22 protein-coding genes are annotated in these 17491 nt (G+C 58.7%); 13 read left to right on the forward strand and 9 right to left on the reverse strand.

Annotation, left to right across the window (positions count from 1 at the left end; translation table 11 throughout):
* Positions 1-56 precede the first annotated feature (56 nt).
* Positions 57-344: a hypothetical protein gene (locus L861_RS07205; RefSeq protein ID WP_016416395.1), complete on the reverse strand. Its 288-nt coding sequence runs from the start codon at positions 342-344 to the stop codon at positions 57-59.
* A complete protein-coding gene (locus tag L861_RS07210; protein ID WP_016416396.1) occupies positions 334-627 on the reverse strand; it encodes a BrnT family toxin in 294 nt (97 codons plus the stop codon). Before L861_RS07210 ends, L861_RS07205 begins: the two co-directional genes overlap by 11 nt.
* A 132-nt stretch (positions 628-759) precedes the next feature.
* On the opposite strand from L861_RS07210, the gene L861_RS07215 reads away from it, so the two are divergent.
* Genes L861_RS07215 through L861_RS23580 form a run of 6 tightly spaced genes read left to right on the forward strand, consistent with a single transcriptional unit; the run spans position 760 to position 5280 of the window.
* On the forward strand, positions 760-1401 hold the full coding sequence (locus L861_RS07215; protein WP_016416397.1) for a phage baseplate assembly protein V: 642 nt from the start codon (positions 760-762) through the stop codon (positions 1399-1401).
* Positions 1401-1763 carry a GPW/gp25 family protein gene (locus L861_RS07220; protein ID WP_016416398.1) on the forward strand — a complete coding sequence of 121 codons (363 nt, stop codon included), beginning with the start codon at positions 1401-1403 and terminating at the stop codon, positions 1761-1763. Before L861_RS07215 ends, L861_RS07220 begins: the two co-directional genes overlap by 1 nt.
* Complete coding sequence (locus tag L861_RS07225; RefSeq protein WP_016416399.1) at positions 1760-2677, forward strand: baseplate J/gp47 family protein; 918 nt, start codon at positions 1760-1762, stop codon at positions 2675-2677. Before L861_RS07220 ends, L861_RS07225 begins: the two co-directional genes overlap by 4 nt.
* Entirely contained in the window at positions 2670-3293 is a 624-nt protein-coding gene (locus L861_RS07230; protein WP_016416400.1) for a phage tail protein I, read from the forward strand. Before L861_RS07225 ends, L861_RS07230 begins: the two co-directional genes overlap by 8 nt.
* 9 nt (positions 3294-3302) lie before the next feature.
* Positions 3303-4604, forward strand: a complete 1302-nt coding sequence (locus tag L861_RS07235; protein WP_016416401.1) for a phage tail-collar fiber domain-containing protein — start codon at positions 3303-3305, stop codon at positions 4602-4604.
* Between the two features lie 10 nt (positions 4605-4614).
* Positions 4615-5280 (forward strand): HI_1402-related protein, encoded by a 666-nt coding sequence (locus L861_RS23580; protein WP_051283747.1) that lies wholly within the window; start codon positions 4615-4617, stop codon positions 5278-5280.
* 502 nt (positions 5281-5782) lie between these two features.
* On the opposite strand, the gene L861_RS07250 is transcribed toward L861_RS23580, so the two are convergent.
* The gene (locus L861_RS07250; protein WP_016416404.1) at positions 5783-6403 is read right to left on the reverse strand and encodes a hypothetical protein; all 621 of its coding nucleotides are present in this window, start codon (positions 6401-6403) and stop codon (positions 5783-5785) included.
* Positions 6404-6476: 73 nt separating this feature from the next.
* Positions 6477-7100, reverse strand: a complete 624-nt coding sequence (locus L861_RS07255; protein WP_016416405.1) for a hypothetical protein — start codon at positions 7098-7100, stop codon at positions 6477-6479.
* A 131-nt stretch (positions 7101-7231) separates the two neighbouring features.
* On the opposite strand from L861_RS07255, the gene L861_RS07260 reads away from it, so the two are divergent.
* The 7 genes from L861_RS07260 to L861_RS07285 are packed head-to-tail and all read left to right on the forward strand — an operon-like array spanning position 7232 to position 13783.
* Positions 7232-8746, forward strand: coding sequence for a phage tail sheath protein (locus L861_RS07260; RefSeq protein ID WP_016416406.1), 1515 nt, complete (start codon positions 7232-7234; stop codon positions 8744-8746).
* A gap of 10 nt (positions 8747-8756) precedes the next feature.
* The gene (locus L861_RS07265) at positions 8757-9266 is read left to right on the forward strand and encodes a phage major tail tube protein (RefSeq protein ID WP_016416407.1); all 510 of its coding nucleotides are present in this window, start codon (positions 8757-8759) and stop codon (positions 9264-9266) included.
* Between the two features lie 42 nt (positions 9267-9308).
* The gene (locus L861_RS07270) at positions 9309-9605 is read left to right on the forward strand and encodes a phage tail assembly protein (protein WP_016416408.1); all 297 of its coding nucleotides are present in this window, start codon (positions 9309-9311) and stop codon (positions 9603-9605) included.
* Positions 9606-9655: 50 nt separating this feature from the next.
* The gene (locus tag L861_RS24065; protein ID WP_016416409.1) at positions 9656-9775 is read left to right on the forward strand and encodes a GpE family phage tail protein; all 120 of its coding nucleotides are present in this window, start codon (positions 9656-9658) and stop codon (positions 9773-9775) included.
* A gap of 26 nt (positions 9776-9801) precedes the next feature.
* Positions 9802-12288: a phage tail tape measure protein gene (locus L861_RS07275; protein ID WP_016416410.1), complete on the forward strand. Its 2487-nt coding sequence runs from the start codon at positions 9802-9804 to the stop codon at positions 12286-12288.
* 11 nt (positions 12289-12299) lie between these two features.
* The gene (locus L861_RS07280) at positions 12300-12743 is read left to right on the forward strand and encodes a phage tail protein (RefSeq protein WP_016416411.1); all 444 of its coding nucleotides are present in this window, start codon (positions 12300-12302) and stop codon (positions 12741-12743) included.
* Positions 12740-13783, forward strand: a complete 1044-nt coding sequence (locus L861_RS07285; protein WP_016416412.1) for a phage late control D family protein — start codon at positions 12740-12742, stop codon at positions 13781-13783. The genes L861_RS07280 and L861_RS07285 overlap by 4 nt, the downstream gene beginning before the upstream one ends.
* A gap of 83 nt (positions 13784-13866) precedes the next feature.
* On the opposite strand, the gene L861_RS07290 is transcribed toward L861_RS07285, so the two are convergent.
* The 5 genes from L861_RS07290 to L861_RS07310 all read right to left on the reverse strand — a co-directional run bounded on the left by L861_RS07290 (position 13867) and on the right by L861_RS07310 (position 17366).
* Positions 13867-14850, reverse strand: a complete 984-nt coding sequence (locus tag L861_RS07290; protein ID WP_016416413.1) for a hypothetical protein — start codon at positions 14848-14850, stop codon at positions 13867-13869.
* 308 nt (positions 14851-15158) lie between these two features.
* Positions 15159-15533 (reverse strand): ASCH domain-containing protein, encoded by a 375-nt coding sequence (locus tag L861_RS07295; protein ID WP_016416414.1) that lies wholly within the window; start codon positions 15531-15533, stop codon positions 15159-15161.
* Positions 15511-16566, reverse strand: a complete 1056-nt coding sequence (locus tag L861_RS07300; RefSeq protein WP_016416415.1) for a GNAT family N-acetyltransferase — start codon at positions 16564-16566, stop codon at positions 15511-15513. Before L861_RS07300 ends, L861_RS07295 begins: the two co-directional genes overlap by 23 nt.
* A 45-nt stretch (positions 16567-16611) precedes the next feature.
* Complete coding sequence (locus L861_RS07305; RefSeq protein WP_144062988.1) at positions 16612-16977, reverse strand: hypothetical protein; 366 nt, start codon at positions 16975-16977, stop codon at positions 16612-16614.
* Positions 16978-17045: 68 nt separating this feature from the next.
* Positions 17046-17366 (reverse strand): helix-turn-helix domain-containing protein, encoded by a 321-nt coding sequence (locus L861_RS07310; RefSeq protein ID WP_144062989.1) that lies wholly within the window; start codon positions 17364-17366, stop codon positions 17046-17048.
* Positions 17367-17491: the final 125 nt, after the last annotated feature.

The raw sequence follows: 17491 nt of genomic DNA on the forward strand, positions 1-17491 counted from the left end.
GAAAACGCCCTACCGTGTCGCGGCAGAGCGTATCGTGTCAGTCATCTGAAATGGTTTCAGTGGGCCTGGGCCATATCGTTCACCGCCCGTTCGATGACATCTGACGGCACCCCGCGTGCCTTCAGCGCTTCGACCAACCGCTGAACACCATCATCAAGATACTGCGCCTCATCGCGGCGCAGTCCCTCGCTGACATACGCCTTCAAGAGAGTCTGATATCCCTGAAAGCCCTTCAACGGCGCAATCGTCTTGAGAGATTCCACCACATCGACAGGCACTCGCAAGGTCACAGTAGTCATGGGGCGGTCCTTCACCAGACGCTTTTTCAGTGTGTCATTGAGCATAGATCGCCTCCTCTTTACGTGTGGCCCGACGTGCCGAAATGATACGTAGACCGTCATCCTGGATTTCGACGTACACCACGAACAGCAGCCGTGTATGCAAATCGAAGCCGATCACCGCATCGCGAGTCTGATCGTTGCGCGATGCATCCTGTACTACCAGCATGGGATCATCGAAAACGGTAACGGCTTCCTCGAAGCTCACCCCGTGCTTGTTCAGGTTTCCGCTGGCCTTAGCATCATTCCAGACGAATGTCGTGCCACGATGTTGAAAATGGATGTCCATTCGCCCTCCTTGTAAATACATTGTATTTACATGCTTTGGCTTCGGCAAGCCCCCACATCACACCGGTGTAAATCACCCCAGCCACACCCGCGCCCGCTTCGCCTGCCCTGCATAGCCACGCACGATAGCGGCATGAATAACGCCGCCGACCTTCTCCGCCTGATCCATAACCTGATCCGCCTGGGCACCATCGCCGAGGTGGATCACGATGATGCGCGTGTGCGTGTCAGATCCGGTGAGCTGCTCACTGACTGGCGGCCATGGATCTCGCTGCGTGCCGGTACCACTCGCGACTGGGATCCGCCCACCGTCGGCGAACAGGTGGTGTTGTTCTCGCCTGGCGGCGATCCCGCGGCCGGTGTCGCCCTGGTCGGGCTGTACTCCGACGCACACCCTGCCCCGGCGAATAGCGGCAACCTATGGCGCCGTACGTTCCCCGACGGAGCTGTGCTCGAGTACGACCACGCCGCAAGCCATTTGCAGGCCACTCTGCCCGGTAGCGCCGCCATGAATACCCAGGGTGACGTGACCGTGACCACCGCGGCCAAGCTGACCGCCACGGCTGCCGCAGGCGCGACGATCAATGCCAACACCGTGATCAACGGCAACCTGACCCTGAACGGTAACTTCAGTCAGCCCGCCGGCAAGACAGCCACGATGGCCGGTGATGTCGCCTTTACCGGTGCCGTTACCAGTAACGGCAAGGACATCAGCAGCAACCACAAACACAACGACGTCCAGCCCGGTGATGGTACGTCGGGAGATGTCGTCTGATGCCTGGTATGAATGCGAGCAATGGCCGCGCACTCGACGAGCTCGAGCATCTCCAGCAGTCGGTGAGCGACATCCTCACCACACCGATCGGCTCGCGCGTGATGCGTCGCGAGTATGGCTCGCTACTGCCCGAATTGATTGACCAGCCGCTACATGGCGCCACGGCGCTACGCGCCTACTCCGCCACCGTCGTGGCGCTGATGAAGTGGGAACCACGTCTCCGCGTTCAGCAGATTACCCGCCTCGCCCCGGCCAATCGCCCCGGCACGCTCATCCTCGAAATGACCGCCCGGCGCACCGACACCGGTGAAACCGTCGGCCTTACCGTGCCGCTTGGCACCGCAACCGGAGCCACCGCATGAGCAGCCCTATCGACCTCTCGCGTCTACCGGCCCCGACAGTCGTCGAGACGCTCGACTACGAGACCATCCTCGCCGAGCGCAAGGCTGCCCTGGTCGCGCTGTTCCCTGCCGATCAACAGGACGCCACTGCCGCCTTACTCGAGCTCGAGTCCGAACCGTTGACCAAGCTCTGTGAAGAGAACGCCTACCGCGAGCTGCACTGGCGACAGCGCGTTAATGAAGCGGCCAAGGCCGTGATGGTTGCACACTCCAAGAGCGAGGATCTCGACAACCTGGTCGCAAATTTCAATGTTCAGCGTCTGACAGTGGACCCAGGTGATCCGAATGCCGTACCGCCGGTCCCGCCGACACTGGAACCGGACGAGGACCTGCGTCTGCGCGGTCCCGAGGCCTTCGAGGGACTCAGTGTCGCCGGCCCAACCGGCGCCTACGAGTTCTACGCTCGCAGTGCCGATGGTCGAGTGGCCGATGCACGCGCGATCTCGCCAGCACCCTGCGATGCGCTGATCACAGTGCTCTCGCGCCTAGGCAATGGCGAGGCACCACAAGATCTGCTCGACATCGTCTACGACGCACTCACCCCTGAAGACATCCGGCCGGTGGGCGACCGGGTCACCGTCCAATCCGCAGCGATCACCGATTACGCCATCCAAGCCGTGCTGCACCTGTACGAAGGCCACGGCCCCGAGCAGGAGCTCATTCTTGAAAGCGCCCTGGCCCGCGCCGAAAAGTACCGCAACGAGCAGCGCAAACTCGGCCGCAGCATCTACACCGATGCGATTGAAGCCGCTCTGCATGTCGAGGGGGTCGAGCACGTAGACCTGATCTCACCGGCTGATCACATCCTCTTCGACCTCACTCAGGCCGGAAATTGCACGGGGATCGACGTCACGCTGGGGGCAAGCAATGGCTGATACCTGGACGCTGCTACCGCCCAACGCGACGTTCCTGGAGCGCACCGCCGCGACGGCTCTGTCTGAGATCGAACGTGTGCCGGTACCGCTGCGAGATCTCTGGCATCCCGATCGCTGCCCGGCACACCTGCTGCCCTATCTCGCCTGGGCATTCAGCGTCGACCGCTGGGCCCCGGACTGGTCGGAAGCGGCCAAGCGGGACGTGATCCGCAGCTCGTTTTACGTGCACCGCAAGAAAGGCACGATCTCGGCGCTTCGTCGTGTAGTCGAGCCACTCGGCTATCTGCTGGAAGTCACCGAATGGTGGCAGACCCAGCCCGAAGGCGTGCGCGGTACCTTTGCCTTGAGAATCGGCGTGCTCGATACCGGCATCACCGATGCCATGTACGACGAACTGACTCGCCTGGTTGACGACGCCAAGCCATTGACGCGCCACATCACCGGCCTCGACCTGCTCGGCGAGACCCGCGGGCCGCTGTATCTCGGCACCGCCGTCTACGACGGCCACGCCACCACCGTTTACCCCTATGCCGCCCCTACCACGGAGAGCGCCGGTCTGCTCTACATCGGCGCGGGGCTCGACGTCATCGACACCACCACGGTCTACCCGCAGTAGGAGCCGACAATGCCCCAGTACTACACGCTGCCCACAGCCATCGGCGAAGCGAAAATTGCAAACGCCATCGCCCTGGGCGGCACCATCACCATCAGCGAGCTCGCCGTCGGCGACGGCGGTGGAAGCTTGCCGGTACCGGACAGCGACCGGGAAAACCTCGTCAACGAAGTGCGCCGCGCGCCGATCAATACCAGCGACACCGACCCCGACAATCCCAACTGGATCGTCGTTGAGCAAGTGCTACCGCCCGACGTCGGCGGCTGGACCATCCGCGAGATCGGTCTGTTCGATAGCGACGGCGACCTCATCGCCTACGGCAACTATCCCGAGACCTACAAGCCGGTACTGTCGGAAGGGAGCGGCCGAACGCAGACGATTCGCTTCGTGATGCAGGTCAGCGACACCGCTGCTGTGACGCTGAAGGTGGATCCCAGCGTGGTGCTGGCTACCCGCAAGTACGCCGATGACAGCATCGCCGCCCACGAGCAGAGCCGAAACCATCCTGCCGCCACTACCACGGCTCTCGGTTTTGTTGAAAAGGCCACGCTCACTGAAGCTAAGAACGGTACCCCCGACAAGTTCCCCGACGCGGCGAGTATGAAAGCGGCAATTGCCGATTCCCGATCTGGCGACCAGTTCGCGACCTACGACGCAAGCCGCATCTATAACACCGGCGAGATCACACGCGGCAGTGACGGCAGGTTCTATGAGTTCTACGACCGCGACCAGGCCGGCACGGTTCAAGGCGTCGATCCCACCAATGCCGCTAACCGGCCGCATGTGTGGATGGAATGGCACGGCGTGCTACCCGGTACCGTCATCGAATGGCGCTCGGAAACACTGCCCGAGGGCTATATCGAAAACGACGGAGCAGTAGTAGGTAGGACCGACTATCGGCGCATCTTCGCTGTCTACGGCACCACTCACGGCGCAGGTGATGGAGCAACAACATTCAATCTTCCCGATGATCGTGGTGAGTTCAAACGCGGCTGGGACCATGGGCGTGGAATCGACACGGATCGTGTCGCGTTTGCCGATCACCAATGGCATGCAGTGGAGCGCCACGTCCACTCGTTGCCAACGGGAATGTCAAACACTGGTACCGGGCATTGGGGCGTCGATGATCAATATTGGAAGAGGACTACGGCCACCAGCTCTATCAACGACGGGCCCGTACTCGGTGAGTATGTAGGAACGTATCATGACGACAACAACAATGGATCGCCGACTGGTACAAATTGGATTGGCGGTAATTACAGCGCTGAAACCCGCCCCCGCAACAACGCTGTTATCTATCTGACCAAGATTTGAGGCCGACACCATGCGAATTTGGGACATCAGCCCCGTAGACCAGACCGTTATCGACCCCGATGGCCGAGAATGCCCACTCGACCCCATGAGCCGTAAGCCCAAAGTTCCCGGCGATGCAATGACTGTCGCGCCGCCGCTGACCGGTGAGCACGAGGCAGCCCAAGCCATCAATGGTGCCTGGCAAGTCGTCGCCGACTGGCGTGGTCACGTCTACTGGACTGCCGACGGCCAACGTCACGAGATCCGCGAGCTAGGTATCGAACCGCCGGCTGATGCCCTGGACGAAGTGCCGCCTGAGCCGCTCGATAATCTCGCCGCCGCCGCGATGCGTCGCATCAACGCCGGCTATACCGCTGCCATGGCCACGATCCTCAATGAGTATCCCGACGCCGAAACGCTCAGTTTCGATAAGCAAGATAGGGAAGCCCGTGACTGGGATCTGTGGCAGCAGTCCGGTGCAGTACCGGAAGACGAGCCGGCTACACCTTACCTCGACGCCATGCTCGTCGAACGGCCGATCGGCAAGGCGGAACTGGTGTCGCGCATTCTCGCCAAGGCCGATGCGTTCACCACCGCGCATGGCCAGGCCACCGGCCGCCGCCAGCGCCTCGAAGACGAGGTGAAAGCTGCAAAGCAGGCCGGTGACCGGATCATGCTAGAAACCATAGATTGGTAGCTTTGAGTCTAGCCAGCCGGCGCCGTCCGTTTCCATACCTCGATGCCTTCACGGTCGGCTTCTGTCCTCAGCGTGACATAGCGCATCTGCGTGATCCCGTTCTGGAGGAAAACGACCACTAGCGGTTCATCGAGTGGCGGCGCTTCCAATCGATAATCACAAAAGGCAGAGCCAGCATAAGCAGAGGCAGGAAGAGAACGTACAGCGGTATGAGTAGGTAGGTACATCACTTGGTGTCTCCCGACATGAGTGAAACGCCAACATAGCAGTTTCTGCACCTTATTTACCAGCATTCAGCCCGCCATCCAGCGGGCTGGCTTTCACTACGCTACTGCAATCCCAACAACGATCCCACCTGGATCAACACTGTCACCAGGTGAAGGCTCGCTGCTAGCAACTGCATCAGCGCAACGGTTCGGTTCAGTCCCCTCGTGCGAAGAGCAGCGCCAGTCGCTGCTCCTTGCCCCGTACAAGGGGTGATTTCGAAAAAATCGGAAGCTTCTCACCCGGGCACGACCGAACTCACTGGTATGTCACGTGGAATTTTGAGGCAATATCTTTTCTCAATGTCTAAGAGAAGCGTTTCATTCCTCTCCCTAAACTGAGGTCCATTTAATGGCTCTATCAAATCGACGCCAATCTTTCCTAAATATTGTTCACAATTAAAAATAATAAAAGAAAAATAATGGCACAACGTAGTATTCATAGGCTCCCACCCAAACTTAGGAGATAGCTCCAAAACCTTTCCGTTCATCTTGTCGAACTCTATTGATATCCCTCCCACTACATTTTTCAGCGAAATCAATATTTGTCTTTGTTCGATACTCAATCCAGCATCCAGCATAAGATCTTTGTCGTCTATGATAGTCGTGTCGAAACTGGGGCACATTAAGGGAGATTCCTTACTCCCCCTCTTGATCTTGTCATTCTCGATATGAACGACTAACGATTTCAGAGACACACTATAAATCATTTCCACTTCTTGTCTAATCTGTCTCCGTTTGTTAACCCTCCTGACCCAAGACCTCGCCACATCTGACAGAAGCGTAAAAAAGAAACCAGCCACCACACCAAACAGGGCTGCGATAAATTCAGATGTCTGGAAGAAATGAAATAACTCCACATTGGCTCCTATTTTTCTAGTTAAGCAAGACGGTACATTTCACAGCCTAACAATCAACCGAACTACAACGGGCTTATATTTTCCTTCCTTTGATGAACCGCGCCCAGAGATACCAAGGGTTCAGCATGCTCTCCCGATAGGTATATCCCGAGAACTCATCAATGGCGTAGACCCATTTCCTTCCGTAGATATCCTTGAACTTTAATGTGAAGGCCAGAGGCGCCATGAACTGACTGAACGTTTCGATATCTTCTCTGGCTAATCCTGGTGATACGATGAAGCGGGCCAGAAGTAGATCATCACCGGTGCCAAACGCGTGCCCCTTTTCTACGCTGGATGTATACACAATTTCGACGAGATATCCACCGAAGGCATCCTCGATAAGCCGCTGCATCATGTTATGAAACCGACCCTCGATTTTTTTCTTACCATTCCATACCGTCATGGACGTCACGATCGCTGGCCCGAACCCCTTGTTGCTCAACGTGATCGCACATTCTGGATCTTCCTCGGATGGGTACGATGCCCACACAGAAAAAGCAGGTATCACAGACATCCGCCCATGCTTGCGAGTCGTCCAGGCAGTAGCGAAGCTCACCAGCAAGGCAGCCGCTGCAATCGTATTGCCTGTGTTCGAGAAGATGTTGTTGATCCACTTGATCCAGGTTGCAAGATCGAATAACTGGGCCCAGTCCATACATCCCCTTAATCAGTGTTCCGGTGTGAATCCCGCATCTTACACCCGCCACCACTTCGCCTGCCCTGCTCGCCCCCGCACGATACCTGCGTGATTTCATGTTTTATCGCTGAACCTGCGCAGGAGCCCACATGGCCACCGACTACCACCACGGCGTACGCGTCACCGAGATCAACGAGGGGACGCGACCGATCCGAACCGTCAGTACGGCAGTGATCGGGCTTGTCGCGACCGCCCCCGATACCGAACCCGGCATCGCGGCCACGCTGACACTCGACTTCCTCGCCGCCAATACCGGCGTCATCTATACCGCGGTCACTGCTGGCAGTGCCGGCAACCAGATCCGCATTCGCTATGTCGATCCCGGCGACGTCTCCCAGGCCCTGGCCGTGAGTGTGTCCGCCAAGGACATCACAATCAGCCTGGCCACCGATCTCGAGGGCGATATTGCGAGTACCGCCGAGGATGTCGTCACCGCTGTCAACGCTAACGCCGACGCCTCGGCTCTCGTCACCGCTGCGCTGCCAGGTAGTGAGACCGGCCTGGGCGTACTGAGCAGCGTCACTTTCACCAACCTTGCCGGCGGCATCGACGAACCCTTCCCCCTCGATATTCCGGTGCTCGTCACCGATGTCTATGCCGCGATCGGCAACGCCGGCATTAGCGGCACGCTGAAACGTTCCCTGGATGCGATCGCCGACCAGGCCAAGCCGCTGATCGTCGTGGTGCGCGTGGCCGAGGGCATCGACGACGCTGAAACCAAGGCCAATGTCATCGGTACCGTGACCGCCTCCGGCCAGAAAACCGGCATGAAGGCGTTGCTCGCTGCGCATCAGCGCTTCGGCATCAAGCCGCGCATCCTGGGCGTGCCCGAGCTCGACGATGTCGATGTGGCTGCCGAGCTCGCCGGCATCGCCCAGCAACTGCGGGCCTTTACCTATGTATCGGCACACGGGTGCGAGACTGTCGCCGAAGCGGTGATGTACCGCGAGAATTTCGGTCAGCGCGAAGTGATGGTGCTGTGGCCGGAGTTCACCGGCTTCGATACCGACGCAGGTACCACCGTCACGCTCTCTGCCGTGGCCCGAGCACTCGGCCTGCGCGCTTACCTGGATGAAAGCGTCGGCTGGCACAAGACGCTCTCCAACGTGCCGGTCAATGGCGTTACGGGTATCTCCAAGGACGTGTTCTGGGACCTGCAGGATCCAGCGACCGATGCCGGTGTGCTCAACGCCGCGGACGTCACCACCCTGATCAACCAAGGCGGCTACCGCTTCTGGGGCTCGCGCACCTGCGATACCGACGGCCTGTTCCCGTTCGAGAACTACACCCGCACCGCCCAGGTGGTGGCCGACACCATGGCCGAGGCGCACATGTGGGCCGTCGACAAGCCCATGCACCCGTCGCTGGTGAAGGACATCATCGAAGGCCTCAACGCCAAGTTCCGCGAGTGGAAGGCACTGGGCTACATCATCGACGGCAAGGCCTGGTTCAACGAGCAGGCCAACTCCGAGACCACCCTCAAGGCCGGCAAGCTGTACATCGATTACGACTACACGCCCGTGCCGCCTCTCGAAAACCTCATGTTCCAGCAGCGAATCACCGACCAGTACCTTGTCGACTTCGCCGCGCGGATCAACGGCTAGGAGCTAACCGATGGCACTGCCCAAGAAACTCAAGGACCTCAACCTGTTCGGCAATGGCGACAACTGGCAAGGCCTGGTCGACACGCTGACGCTGCCCCCGCTCGCTCGCAAGATGGAAGAGTGGCGCGGTGGCGGCATGGACGCCCCGGTCGATATCGACCTGGGCGGGGAGAAGATCACCTTCGAATGGACGATTGGCGGCCTGGTACCGGCGATCTTCGACAACTTCGGCACCAACCGCCTGGATGCCGACCTGTTGCGCTTCGAAGGCTTCTACGAGCGTGACGACGTGGGCCAGACCTCCGCCGTCAGCGTCGTGGTGCGCGGCCGTCACCAGCAGATCGCCATGGGCGATGCCAAGGCCGGCGAGAACACCGCCCACCAGGTCACCACCACATGCAGCTATTACAAGCTCGAGATCGATGGCGTGACCGTCATCGAGATCGACGTGCCCGGGCTGGTGTTCATCGTCAACGGCGAGGATCGCTACGCCGCTCGCCGCCGGGCACTGGGCCTGTAATCACAGGCCATCCACCCTCTACCACTGTTTGGAACCGACACCATGACCAACAAAGCGAACACCGAAGAAATCACTCTCGACAGCCCCATCCAGCGCGGCGAGAAAACCATCGAGAAGATCTTCCTGCGCAAGCCCAGCTCCGGCGAGCTGCGCGGCCTGGCACTTTCCGACGTGCTGCATCTGCAGGTCGATGCCTTGGTCAAGCTCACCCCGCGCCTGTCGAGCCCGGCCTTGACCGAGCCCGAGATGCGCAACCTCGACCCCGCCGACCTGGTGCAGATCGGAGGCGCGATCGCCGGTTTTTTGCTGACGAAGCGGGCCAAGGGCGAGACCGCCTAGGCCGTGCGGCGGGGCCTGACATAAGCCTGCCCGAGCACGTCGAAGAGGCGATGGCGGATCTCGCTATCGCCTTCCACTGGACGCCGGCGGACTGCGCCGGCTTCTCCCTCTCCGAATTGATGCAGTGGCGTGAACGCGCCCGGCGGCGCACCCAGCCTGACGCTGATTGAAGAACGAAGACTAAAAGGAGCCACCGGTGGCCAAACCGCTCAAACTCGAAGTACTCCTGGGGGCGATCGACAAAGCCACCGGCCCACTGAAGAAGATCACCCAGGGCAGCGGCAAGACGGCGCAGGCCTTGAAGGCCAGCCGTGACGAGCTTCGTTCCCTCGAGGCCGCGCAGAAGAACCTGCGCGGCTTCACCAACCTCAAACGCAACAGCGAGCAGACCGCCCGGGCGTTGGATGACCAGCAGCGCCAGGTACGCGAACTCACCCAGCAGATCAAGAATGCCGAAGGCCCCACCCGGCAGCTCACACGGCAGCGTGACGCCGCGATCCGCAAGGCGCGTGAGCTCAAGCAGCAGTACCAGGGCGAACAGCAGCAGCTGCAGCAGTTGCGCACCCAGATGCGACAAGTCGACGGCGTTACCGGCTCGCTCAACAACCAGCAAGGCGAACTGGCCCGACGGATCCGCACCGCCAACCGGCAGATCGAGCAACAGCAGGCCCGCCTGAAACGCGTGGCGGAACAGCAGCGCCGCGCGGCACAGGCCAGCCAGGCCTATGGCCGATCGATGGGCCGCATCAACCGTATGGCCGGTGTCGGTGCGACCGGTGCCGCCACCGGTGGCGCGGCCCTTTATGGCGGTGCGCGAATGCTCGCCCCGGGCGTCGACTATGGCGCCGCCATGTCCCGCGTGCAGGCATTGACCCGCATGAACAAGGACGATCCACTGATGCAGGCCTTGCGCGACCAGGCGCGAGAGCTGGGCTCGAGCACGTCATTCAGTGCCACCCAGGCCGCCGATGCTCAGGGCTTCCTGGCCATGGCCGGCTTCGATCCCGAGGCGATCATGGCGGCCATGCCCGACATGTTGAACCTCGCCAAGGCCAACGGCACCGATCTTGGCCGTACCGCGGATATCTCCTCGAACATTCTGTCCGGCTTCGGGCTCGACCCCGCCCAGATGGGCCGTGTCGGCGATGTCCTGACCGCAACAACCACCCGGGCAAACGTCAATCTCGAGATGCTCGGTGAGTCGATGAAGTACGTTGCGCCCCAGGCCCGGGCGATGGGCGTCTCGATCGAGGAAGCCGCCGCCATGGCCGGCTTGCTGGGCAACGTGGGTATCCAAGGCAGCCAGGCCGGCACCACCCTGCGCGCGATGATGACACGCCTCTCCGCACCAACGAGCAAAGCTGCCAGCGCGCTCGAGGACCTGGGCGTCAACGCCAAGGATGCCGAAGGCAACCTGCGTAACGTACCCAAGATCCTCGCCGACGTGGCCAAGGCCACCGAAAACATGGGTAACGCTGACCGCGCCGCCTATCTCAAGGATATCTTCGGCGAGGAACCCGGTGCCGGCATGGCCGAGCTCATCGCCCAGCAGGGCGCCGCCGGCGTCGAGAAGTTCGTCGAGATCCTCGAGAACGCAGCCGGCGAGAACGCGCGTGTCGCCAAAACCATGGCGGACAACATCCAGGGCGACCTACAGGGACTCAATAGTGCTTGGGAAGAGATCGGCATCACGATTACCGATACCAACGATGGCCCGCTGCGTCAGCTGATCCAGAACATCACCGAGATCACCCGGGCGGTGGGCAACTGGATGAAGGAAAACCCCGGCCTGACCAGCACGCTGACGACGGTCGCGGCCGTACTGGCGGCTGTCGTGGCGGGCGGTGGTGCCCTGACCATGATGCTGGCCTCGGTACTGGGCCCCATCGCCATGGTGCGCTATGCCCTCACCCTGCTGTCGCTCAATCCGGTATCGCTGACGATCATGGCCATCGTCGCCGCAGCGGCCGCCCTCGCCGGCGCCGCCTACCTGGTTTACAGGAACTGGGACAAGATCAGTGACTGGTTCTCCCAACGCTGGGAGACCGTCAAGGAAGCCTTCAACAACGGCCTGGGCGGCATTGCCGCGCTCATCCTCGACTTCTCGCCGCTGGGCCTGTTCTACCGTGCCTTCGCTGGGGTGATGAACTATTTCAACGTCGAACTCCCGGCCAGCTTCAGCGAATTCGGCAGCAACATCATCGACGGCCTGATCAGTGGCATCGAAGCCAAATGGCAAGCGCTCCGGGACAAGGTTACCGGCCTGGGCGACAGCGTCGGCGGCTGGTTCAAGGAACAACTGGGGATCAACTCACCCTCGCGCGTGTTCGCTCAGTTCGGCCGCTACACCGTCGACGGCCTGAATGTGGGGCTCGATGCCCAGCGCGACGAACCCGCCAAGCGGGTACGTGATATCGCCAAGCGAGTGGCCCAGGCAGGGGCTGGCATTGCGATCGGTACCGCCGGCATGACAGCCGCGGCGGATGTGCCGATCGATCATCGTCCCGCCGTCAGCGCACCGGCCGTAGCTGCGCAGACCAGCGGTGACTCCATCACCATCAACGTCTACGGCTCGCCGGGCCAGGATGAACGCGCCCTGGCCCAGGAGATCGGTCGCATCCTCGATCAGCGTGACCGCGAGAAAGCCGCCCGCCGCCGTTCCTCCCTACGTGACATCGACTAGGAGATCACCCAATGCTGATGGCGCTTGGCATGTTCGTCTTCGAGACCCGCTCCGTGCCGTACCAGGAGCTGCAGCGCTCGACCCAATGGCGCCACGCGAGCCAGTCGCGCGTCGGCGATCGCCCGGCCTACCAGTTCGTCGGGCCGGGCACCGATACCATCACCCTTTCCGGCACGCTGCTGCCGGAATTCACCGGCGGTCGCATCGACCTGGACGAGATCCGTGACATGGCCGACCAGGGCAAGGCCTGGCCGCTGGTCGAGGGCACCGGCCGCCAGTACGGCCTGTGGGCGATTACCCGCGTGGAGGAAACCTCGAGCGTGTTCTTTCGCGACGGCATGGCGCAGAAGATCGAGTTCACCCTCACGCTCGAGCACGTCGATGACGAGCGCACGGATCTGATCGGCAACCTGACCACCTACGGCATCGCCCGCTTTGCCGGGGCCTACGTATGAACCAGGAAAGTACGCCCTACCGCTACCGGCGTCCTAGCTACCGCATCACCCTGGGCGGTACCGACATCACCCCGCGGATCAATGGCCGCCTGATCAACCTGACGCTACGCGAACAGCGTGGCCTCGAGGCTGATCAACTGGATATCACCCTGGCCGACCACGACGGCGCCCTGGCCCTGCCCCGACGTGGCGCAGAGCTCCAGGTCGCCTTCGGCTGGCAGGATGAAGGCCTGATCGACAAGGGCCTGTTCACGGTCGACGAGATCCAGCACTCAGGCTCGCCGGATCAACTGACCATCCGCGCCCGATCGGCAGATTTGCGCGGGCAGCTGCCTGGCAAACGCACCCAAAGCTGGCACGACCTCACCGTGGGTGAAATCGTCGAGACCATCGCCAAGCGCCATGGCCTGGACCCGGTGATCGGCAAGACGCTGGGCGGGATCCGCGTCGGGCATATCGACCAGACCGAAGAGTCGGACCTCAACTTCCTGACCCGCCTGGGCGAACGATACGATGCCATCGCCGCAATAAAGACCGGCCACATGCTGTTCACCGTCGCCGGCGAGGCGCTGACGGCTAGCGGCCTGGCCATGCCCACCATCCCCCTGACCCGCCGTGACGGCGACCAGCACCGATACAGCAGCACCGATCGGGAAGCCTTCGAAGGCGTGAAGGCCTACTGGAACGACACCAGCGGGGCCGAACGCAAGATCGTACTGGTCGGCAGTGGCGACAACGCCAAGCAGCTGCGGCCCACCTATGCCAGCGAAGCCGATGCCCTGGACGCCGCCCAGGCCGAATGGCAACGCCTTCAACGCGGCCTGGCCGAGTTCGAACTCACCCTGGCCTACGGGCGACCGGATATCGTGCCCGAGTCACCGCTCACCCTGAGCGGCTGGAAGCCCGATATCGATGCCACGCCCTGGCTGGTCACTGAAGTGCAGCACTCGCTCAACGATAGTGGCTTCGGCACGCGCATACGGTGTGAGGTGAAAGGATCGGAAGAGGAAGACCAGGGGGAAGAGGAAAACGGGGCCTAGATTTGAAATCGGCGGGGGAATCCCCCGCCGAGGGCGCTACTTTTTGCGTAGGAGCCTAATGTCAGTTATGCATCGATACAAAATTAACCGTAAATCACCTTATATGCTCCTGTTTGTTCAACTATCTCTTCTTGTAGGTTAGTTATTTCTTGTCTCGCCTTACTATTGCTATGAGGCATCCCTTTTGCCTGCAAGAAAATTTTACTGGTTGCCACTCGATCATCAAGCTCTTTGCATAAAGCAGAAATGACACCAGGCTTTACTTTATTCAACTCTAAATATAGTTTCTCGAAATCTTGTTTTATTCTTATCGCTTGTTCTGATCCCATGATGCCAGCCGCAAACCTTTTTGCCTGTAATTCTGTCGCCTTTTCATCCACCCTATGAAAATTTTCTAGCAACTTAAGGGACTCTCTAAGATTTTTTAGAGGCTCTTCAAAACTATTTTTATTAAAAAGGGATATTGCGGAGATTGTGCCCACGGTGTGAACACCATCGGTGTCTTCGTGTTTTTTCTCCCCACTCTCCTTGTCAATATAGTAGTGGCGATATACTAACGATACAGCCACATTCCTTTTTCCACTCCTAGCCATGTCTTCTAATGAAAACTTACATAACATGGGCAACGAATCTTTTATGTTGCGCATATATTTATACAATTCATAAACGTAATTCAGGGATATGCTAAGAGTTTCTATTCTCTCTTTTTTCTCTGAGAAAATCTTTCTAAGGCCATCGATAGCCTCTTGGCGCTTTCTCTCTTTTTCGTATCGATCAGCAGCTATTCTAACCTTGCTATCTTTTGCAAACTTACTCAGCGCGCAGCGGTTGCCTAAAATGGAAAAGCCTCCACTTTTAAGCGCAACCACAAAACCATAATTATGTTTTTGATGACATAACCCACCACTCTCCAATACACGACAACACCTGAGTGAATCGCTTAAGTGATAATGCCCGGCAATATCGGCATAGTTATCAGTGCTTACGCCCTTTTCTTCTTCAAATCCGTCGAGGGCGGCTATCTCCTCATAACTACTAAAATTCTTAACAATAATTTCTTCAGGCATATAGCATCACCTATGCTGGCACTTCACCAGTCGCTAGCATCCGTTGGAACTCATCTTCACTCAGGATCGTGCAACCCTGTGCTCTAGCCTTGGGCAGCTTGGATGCACCTGCTCTCGGCCCAGCACATACAAAGTGCAGGTTCTTGGTGCCCCCATCTTCCGCACTCGCTCTCTCTGTGCAGCGCGAACTGAAACACCAGGCAACGTGACGCACGGCAGCCATGCAAAACGCCAGCCCGTGGGCTGGGGTTTGCGTTAGCAATGGCTGGCGGCGAGCTTCAGGCCCGCCGCGCATGATTGCGTAAACGCTAGTTGATGTACCTGTAGGACTGCGGCGCGGTCCCATTGGGGATAACCTCATTCAGTGCGACGGGTTGTTCGTAGCGCTGGGGGTTCTCAACTCTGATGGCAAATCCTTTATCACGCCCGCTGAAGTACGACTCGAAAAAGTTAAAGCTGATCCCCGCATGAGCCTTGGTTTCCTCCCAAAGCTTCTCGGGCTCCAGTGCGATAACGCCCCCTACGTCAAATTCACCGACCACTTTCCCGACCGGCATGGTCGCGTATATCACAATTTTTTCAACACCGTCCCGCTTGAATATGCTCTTCCTGAACTCGAAGTGCTTGCTGCCATCCAAAATGGAATCGGCAAATTCAGGCTTAATCGACAATAAGACTTTCATTGATACCACCTTCTATGCATATACGCTTCATAGTGTCGCTAGGCAATCTCATAAAGCCCCAATATTCATTTTCATTAAGGCCAAAACTGTCGATGAGCTCACCCCTAGTAATTCGTCTCTTTAAAGCTAAATTATAGCTGAAACGGATGATTACCGGGTAATTTTGCCTTGCATAAAAGTTGCGCAATTCTTCTGGACTGAAAACGCTGTACGGTTCGCAGTATCTATAAAACTCAGAGAAATCAGAGAACTCTCTTATGCTCCTAACATCCTCCACAACACATACTGACGTCACTACTGACCGAAACCGTGCAGGGCCGGCATTGTCCGAGGTACGGTAAATCAACAGCGTGTCGCCTCTGCCCAAGTACTCGGTACCACGCATCTTGGTTAGATAGACCTTATGGATGCTATTGGTATGAGATACATCCTGAACGACACTGGCATGCTCATTATTGAGAATGGAATCTGGTAAGAGCCGGGTATGCCATTGAGGGTACAGAGAGAGCAGAAAGTTTCGATTGGGACGAACATCGACAAGGGGATAGTTCATGAGAGGATCGGGATAAGCTGGGGCAATTCTCTTCAGCAACACTAGCTCGGTACCGTTATGGGTCGATTTTTCGCCGGCAACCTCAAACCCATAACGTTCAAAGAGAGAAACCAATGCAACATGCTTCGAAAAAACCGTCACATAAATCTCCGCCACTCCATTCTCGATAGCGTGATCAAAAGCTTTTTTTATAAATCGCTCACCTAGACGAGTGCCGTGGGGGTTGATTTTCAGCGTGCCTATTTTCAATCGACGAGCTGGTGGCAATGGGGGGTCAACATCGCCTAACTCTTCGTCCTCTATCTTGAGATAAAGGAACCCATCAATTGCCCCATCGTCATTATAAAATACATAAGCACGATCACCGGCCTTTGCCTTTTTATCGAACCACAAAGAGAACTCGGCATAGTCCCCTCTCAATGAATCGAAAAAGGCGTCACTCAAATTGATGTCTCGAAAGAATTGTACAACTAGATTCATTATGTTCCCCCCACGCTGCGGCGCTTATCGTTATTCCGACATCAACTAGTGCATCACCGAATACATCTGGATGGCCGAGCCCTCGCCGACCTTCTCGCAGGTACCCGCCAGATCGTCCGTCTCGTCGTAGGTCCAGAATTCCACACCCTTGAAGGCATGGCTGTTCAGCACGATGACCTTGTCCAGCCCGGCCAGGCTTTCAGGCTGGCTACAGAGAGCTGGAATAATCTCGGTGAAGGGAGCGTCGTGAGGTGTGACTCGCTGGGCGGTGGTAACGATGGTCGCCTCACGACCAGCGCGCTGGATCTCAGCACCGGCGTCGATGCCCTTGACGATCGTCTCCAGTTGGTCGGCCATGGCGGGTGCAGCGACACTCAGCATTGCGGCAGCGGCAAGCAGCCTAATTTTCATTTCCTGTCCCCTTGCGTACGGCCGCTGAGCGGCGCTTTTCCTTGTAGGCGGTCACCCCGCCTCCTTACCTACGATTTCTCAACCGCATGGCCAGTCGTCGCTGGCCTCTTTTTTTGCTCTGGTGAGCTGGCCCGGTAGTTCTCGACTAGCTCCCGCTCGTCCTGGGCCAGTACCCGCTGGCCGGTCAACAGAAACGTCACGTCGACCCCGACGCTGGCCAGCCCGGCCAGCTCAACGGCATCCGCGCCGCCGGGATCCTCACCCTGCTCGAGCACGGCCAGCCGTGTTTCGCTGATGCCAGCCCGCGTGGCCGTTTCCTCTGACGTCAATGCCAAGCGTTCACGCTCCAGGCCCAGGCGCTCGCCCATTCCCTGCGCAAACTCAGCCACGGCATCCTCATCATTCGGTGTGGCTTGCTGCGCTTCAGCAGTACCAGCTTCCTAATACCTCCCGTACCACTTTCCCCGGCATCTTTTGGACATGATTGCTGAGACGTCCAATACGACTCGCTCAG

This window comes from Litchfieldella anticariensis FP35 = DSM 16096, from assembly GCF_000409775.1.
Taxonomy (GTDB): domain Bacteria; phylum Pseudomonadota; class Gammaproteobacteria; order Pseudomonadales; family Halomonadaceae; genus Litchfieldella; species Litchfieldella anticariensis.

Bases quoted from the DNA above. Each gene is read 5' to 3' on its own strand.
- L861_RS07205 (WP_016416395.1), bottom strand. From the start codon at position 344: ATGCTCAATGACACACTGAAAAAGCGTCTGGTGAAGGACCGCCCCATG.
- L861_RS07210 (WP_016416396.1), bottom strand. From the start codon at position 627: ATGGACATCCATTTTCAACATCGTGGCACGACATTCGTCTGGAATGAT.
- L861_RS07215 (WP_016416397.1), top strand. From the start codon at position 760: ATGAATAACGCCGCCGACCTTCTCCGCCTGATCCATAACCTGATCCGC.
- L861_RS07220 (WP_016416398.1), top strand. From the start codon at position 1,401: ATGCCTGGTATGAATGCGAGCAATGGCCGCGCACTCGACGAGCTCGAG.
- L861_RS07225 (WP_016416399.1), top strand. From the start codon at position 1,760: ATGAGCAGCCCTATCGACCTCTCGCGTCTACCGGCCCCGACAGTCGTC.
- L861_RS07230 (WP_016416400.1), top strand. From the start codon at position 2,670: ATGGCTGATACCTGGACGCTGCTACCGCCCAACGCGACGTTCCTGGAG.
- L861_RS07235 (WP_016416401.1), top strand. From the start codon at position 3,303: ATGCCCCAGTACTACACGCTGCCCACAGCCATCGGCGAAGCGAAAATT.
- L861_RS23580 (WP_051283747.1), top strand. From the start codon at position 4,615: ATGCGAATTTGGGACATCAGCCCCGTAGACCAGACCGTTATCGACCCC.
- L861_RS07255 (WP_016416405.1), bottom strand. From the start codon at position 7,100: ATGGACTGGGCCCAGTTATTCGATCTTGCAACCTGGATCAAGTGGATC.
- L861_RS07260 (WP_016416406.1), top strand. From the start codon at position 7,232: ATGGCCACCGACTACCACCACGGCGTACGCGTCACCGAGATCAACGAG.
- L861_RS07265 (WP_016416407.1), top strand. From the start codon at position 8,757: ATGGCACTGCCCAAGAAACTCAAGGACCTCAACCTGTTCGGCAATGGC.
- L861_RS07270 (WP_016416408.1), top strand. From the start codon at position 9,309: ATGACCAACAAAGCGAACACCGAAGAAATCACTCTCGACAGCCCCATC.
- L861_RS24065 (WP_016416409.1), top strand. From the start codon at position 9,656: ATGGCGGATCTCGCTATCGCCTTCCACTGGACGCCGGCGGACTGCGCC.
- L861_RS07280 (WP_016416411.1), top strand. From the start codon at position 12,300: ATGCTGATGGCGCTTGGCATGTTCGTCTTCGAGACCCGCTCCGTGCCG.
- L861_RS07285 (WP_016416412.1), top strand. From the start codon at position 12,740: ATGAACCAGGAAAGTACGCCCTACCGCTACCGGCGTCCTAGCTACCGC.
- L861_RS07290 (WP_016416413.1), bottom strand. From the start codon at position 14,850: ATGCCTGAAGAAATTATTGTTAAGAATTTTAGTAGTTATGAGGAGATA.
- L861_RS07295 (WP_016416414.1), bottom strand. From the start codon at position 15,533: ATGAAAGTCTTATTGTCGATTAAGCCTGAATTTGCCGATTCCATTTTG.
- L861_RS07300 (WP_016416415.1), bottom strand. From the start codon at position 16,566: ATGAATCTAGTTGTACAATTCTTTCGAGACATCAATTTGAGTGACGCC.
- L861_RS07305 (WP_144062988.1), bottom strand. From the start codon at position 16,977: ATGAAAATTAGGCTGCTTGCCGCTGCCGCAATGCTGAGTGTCGCTGCA.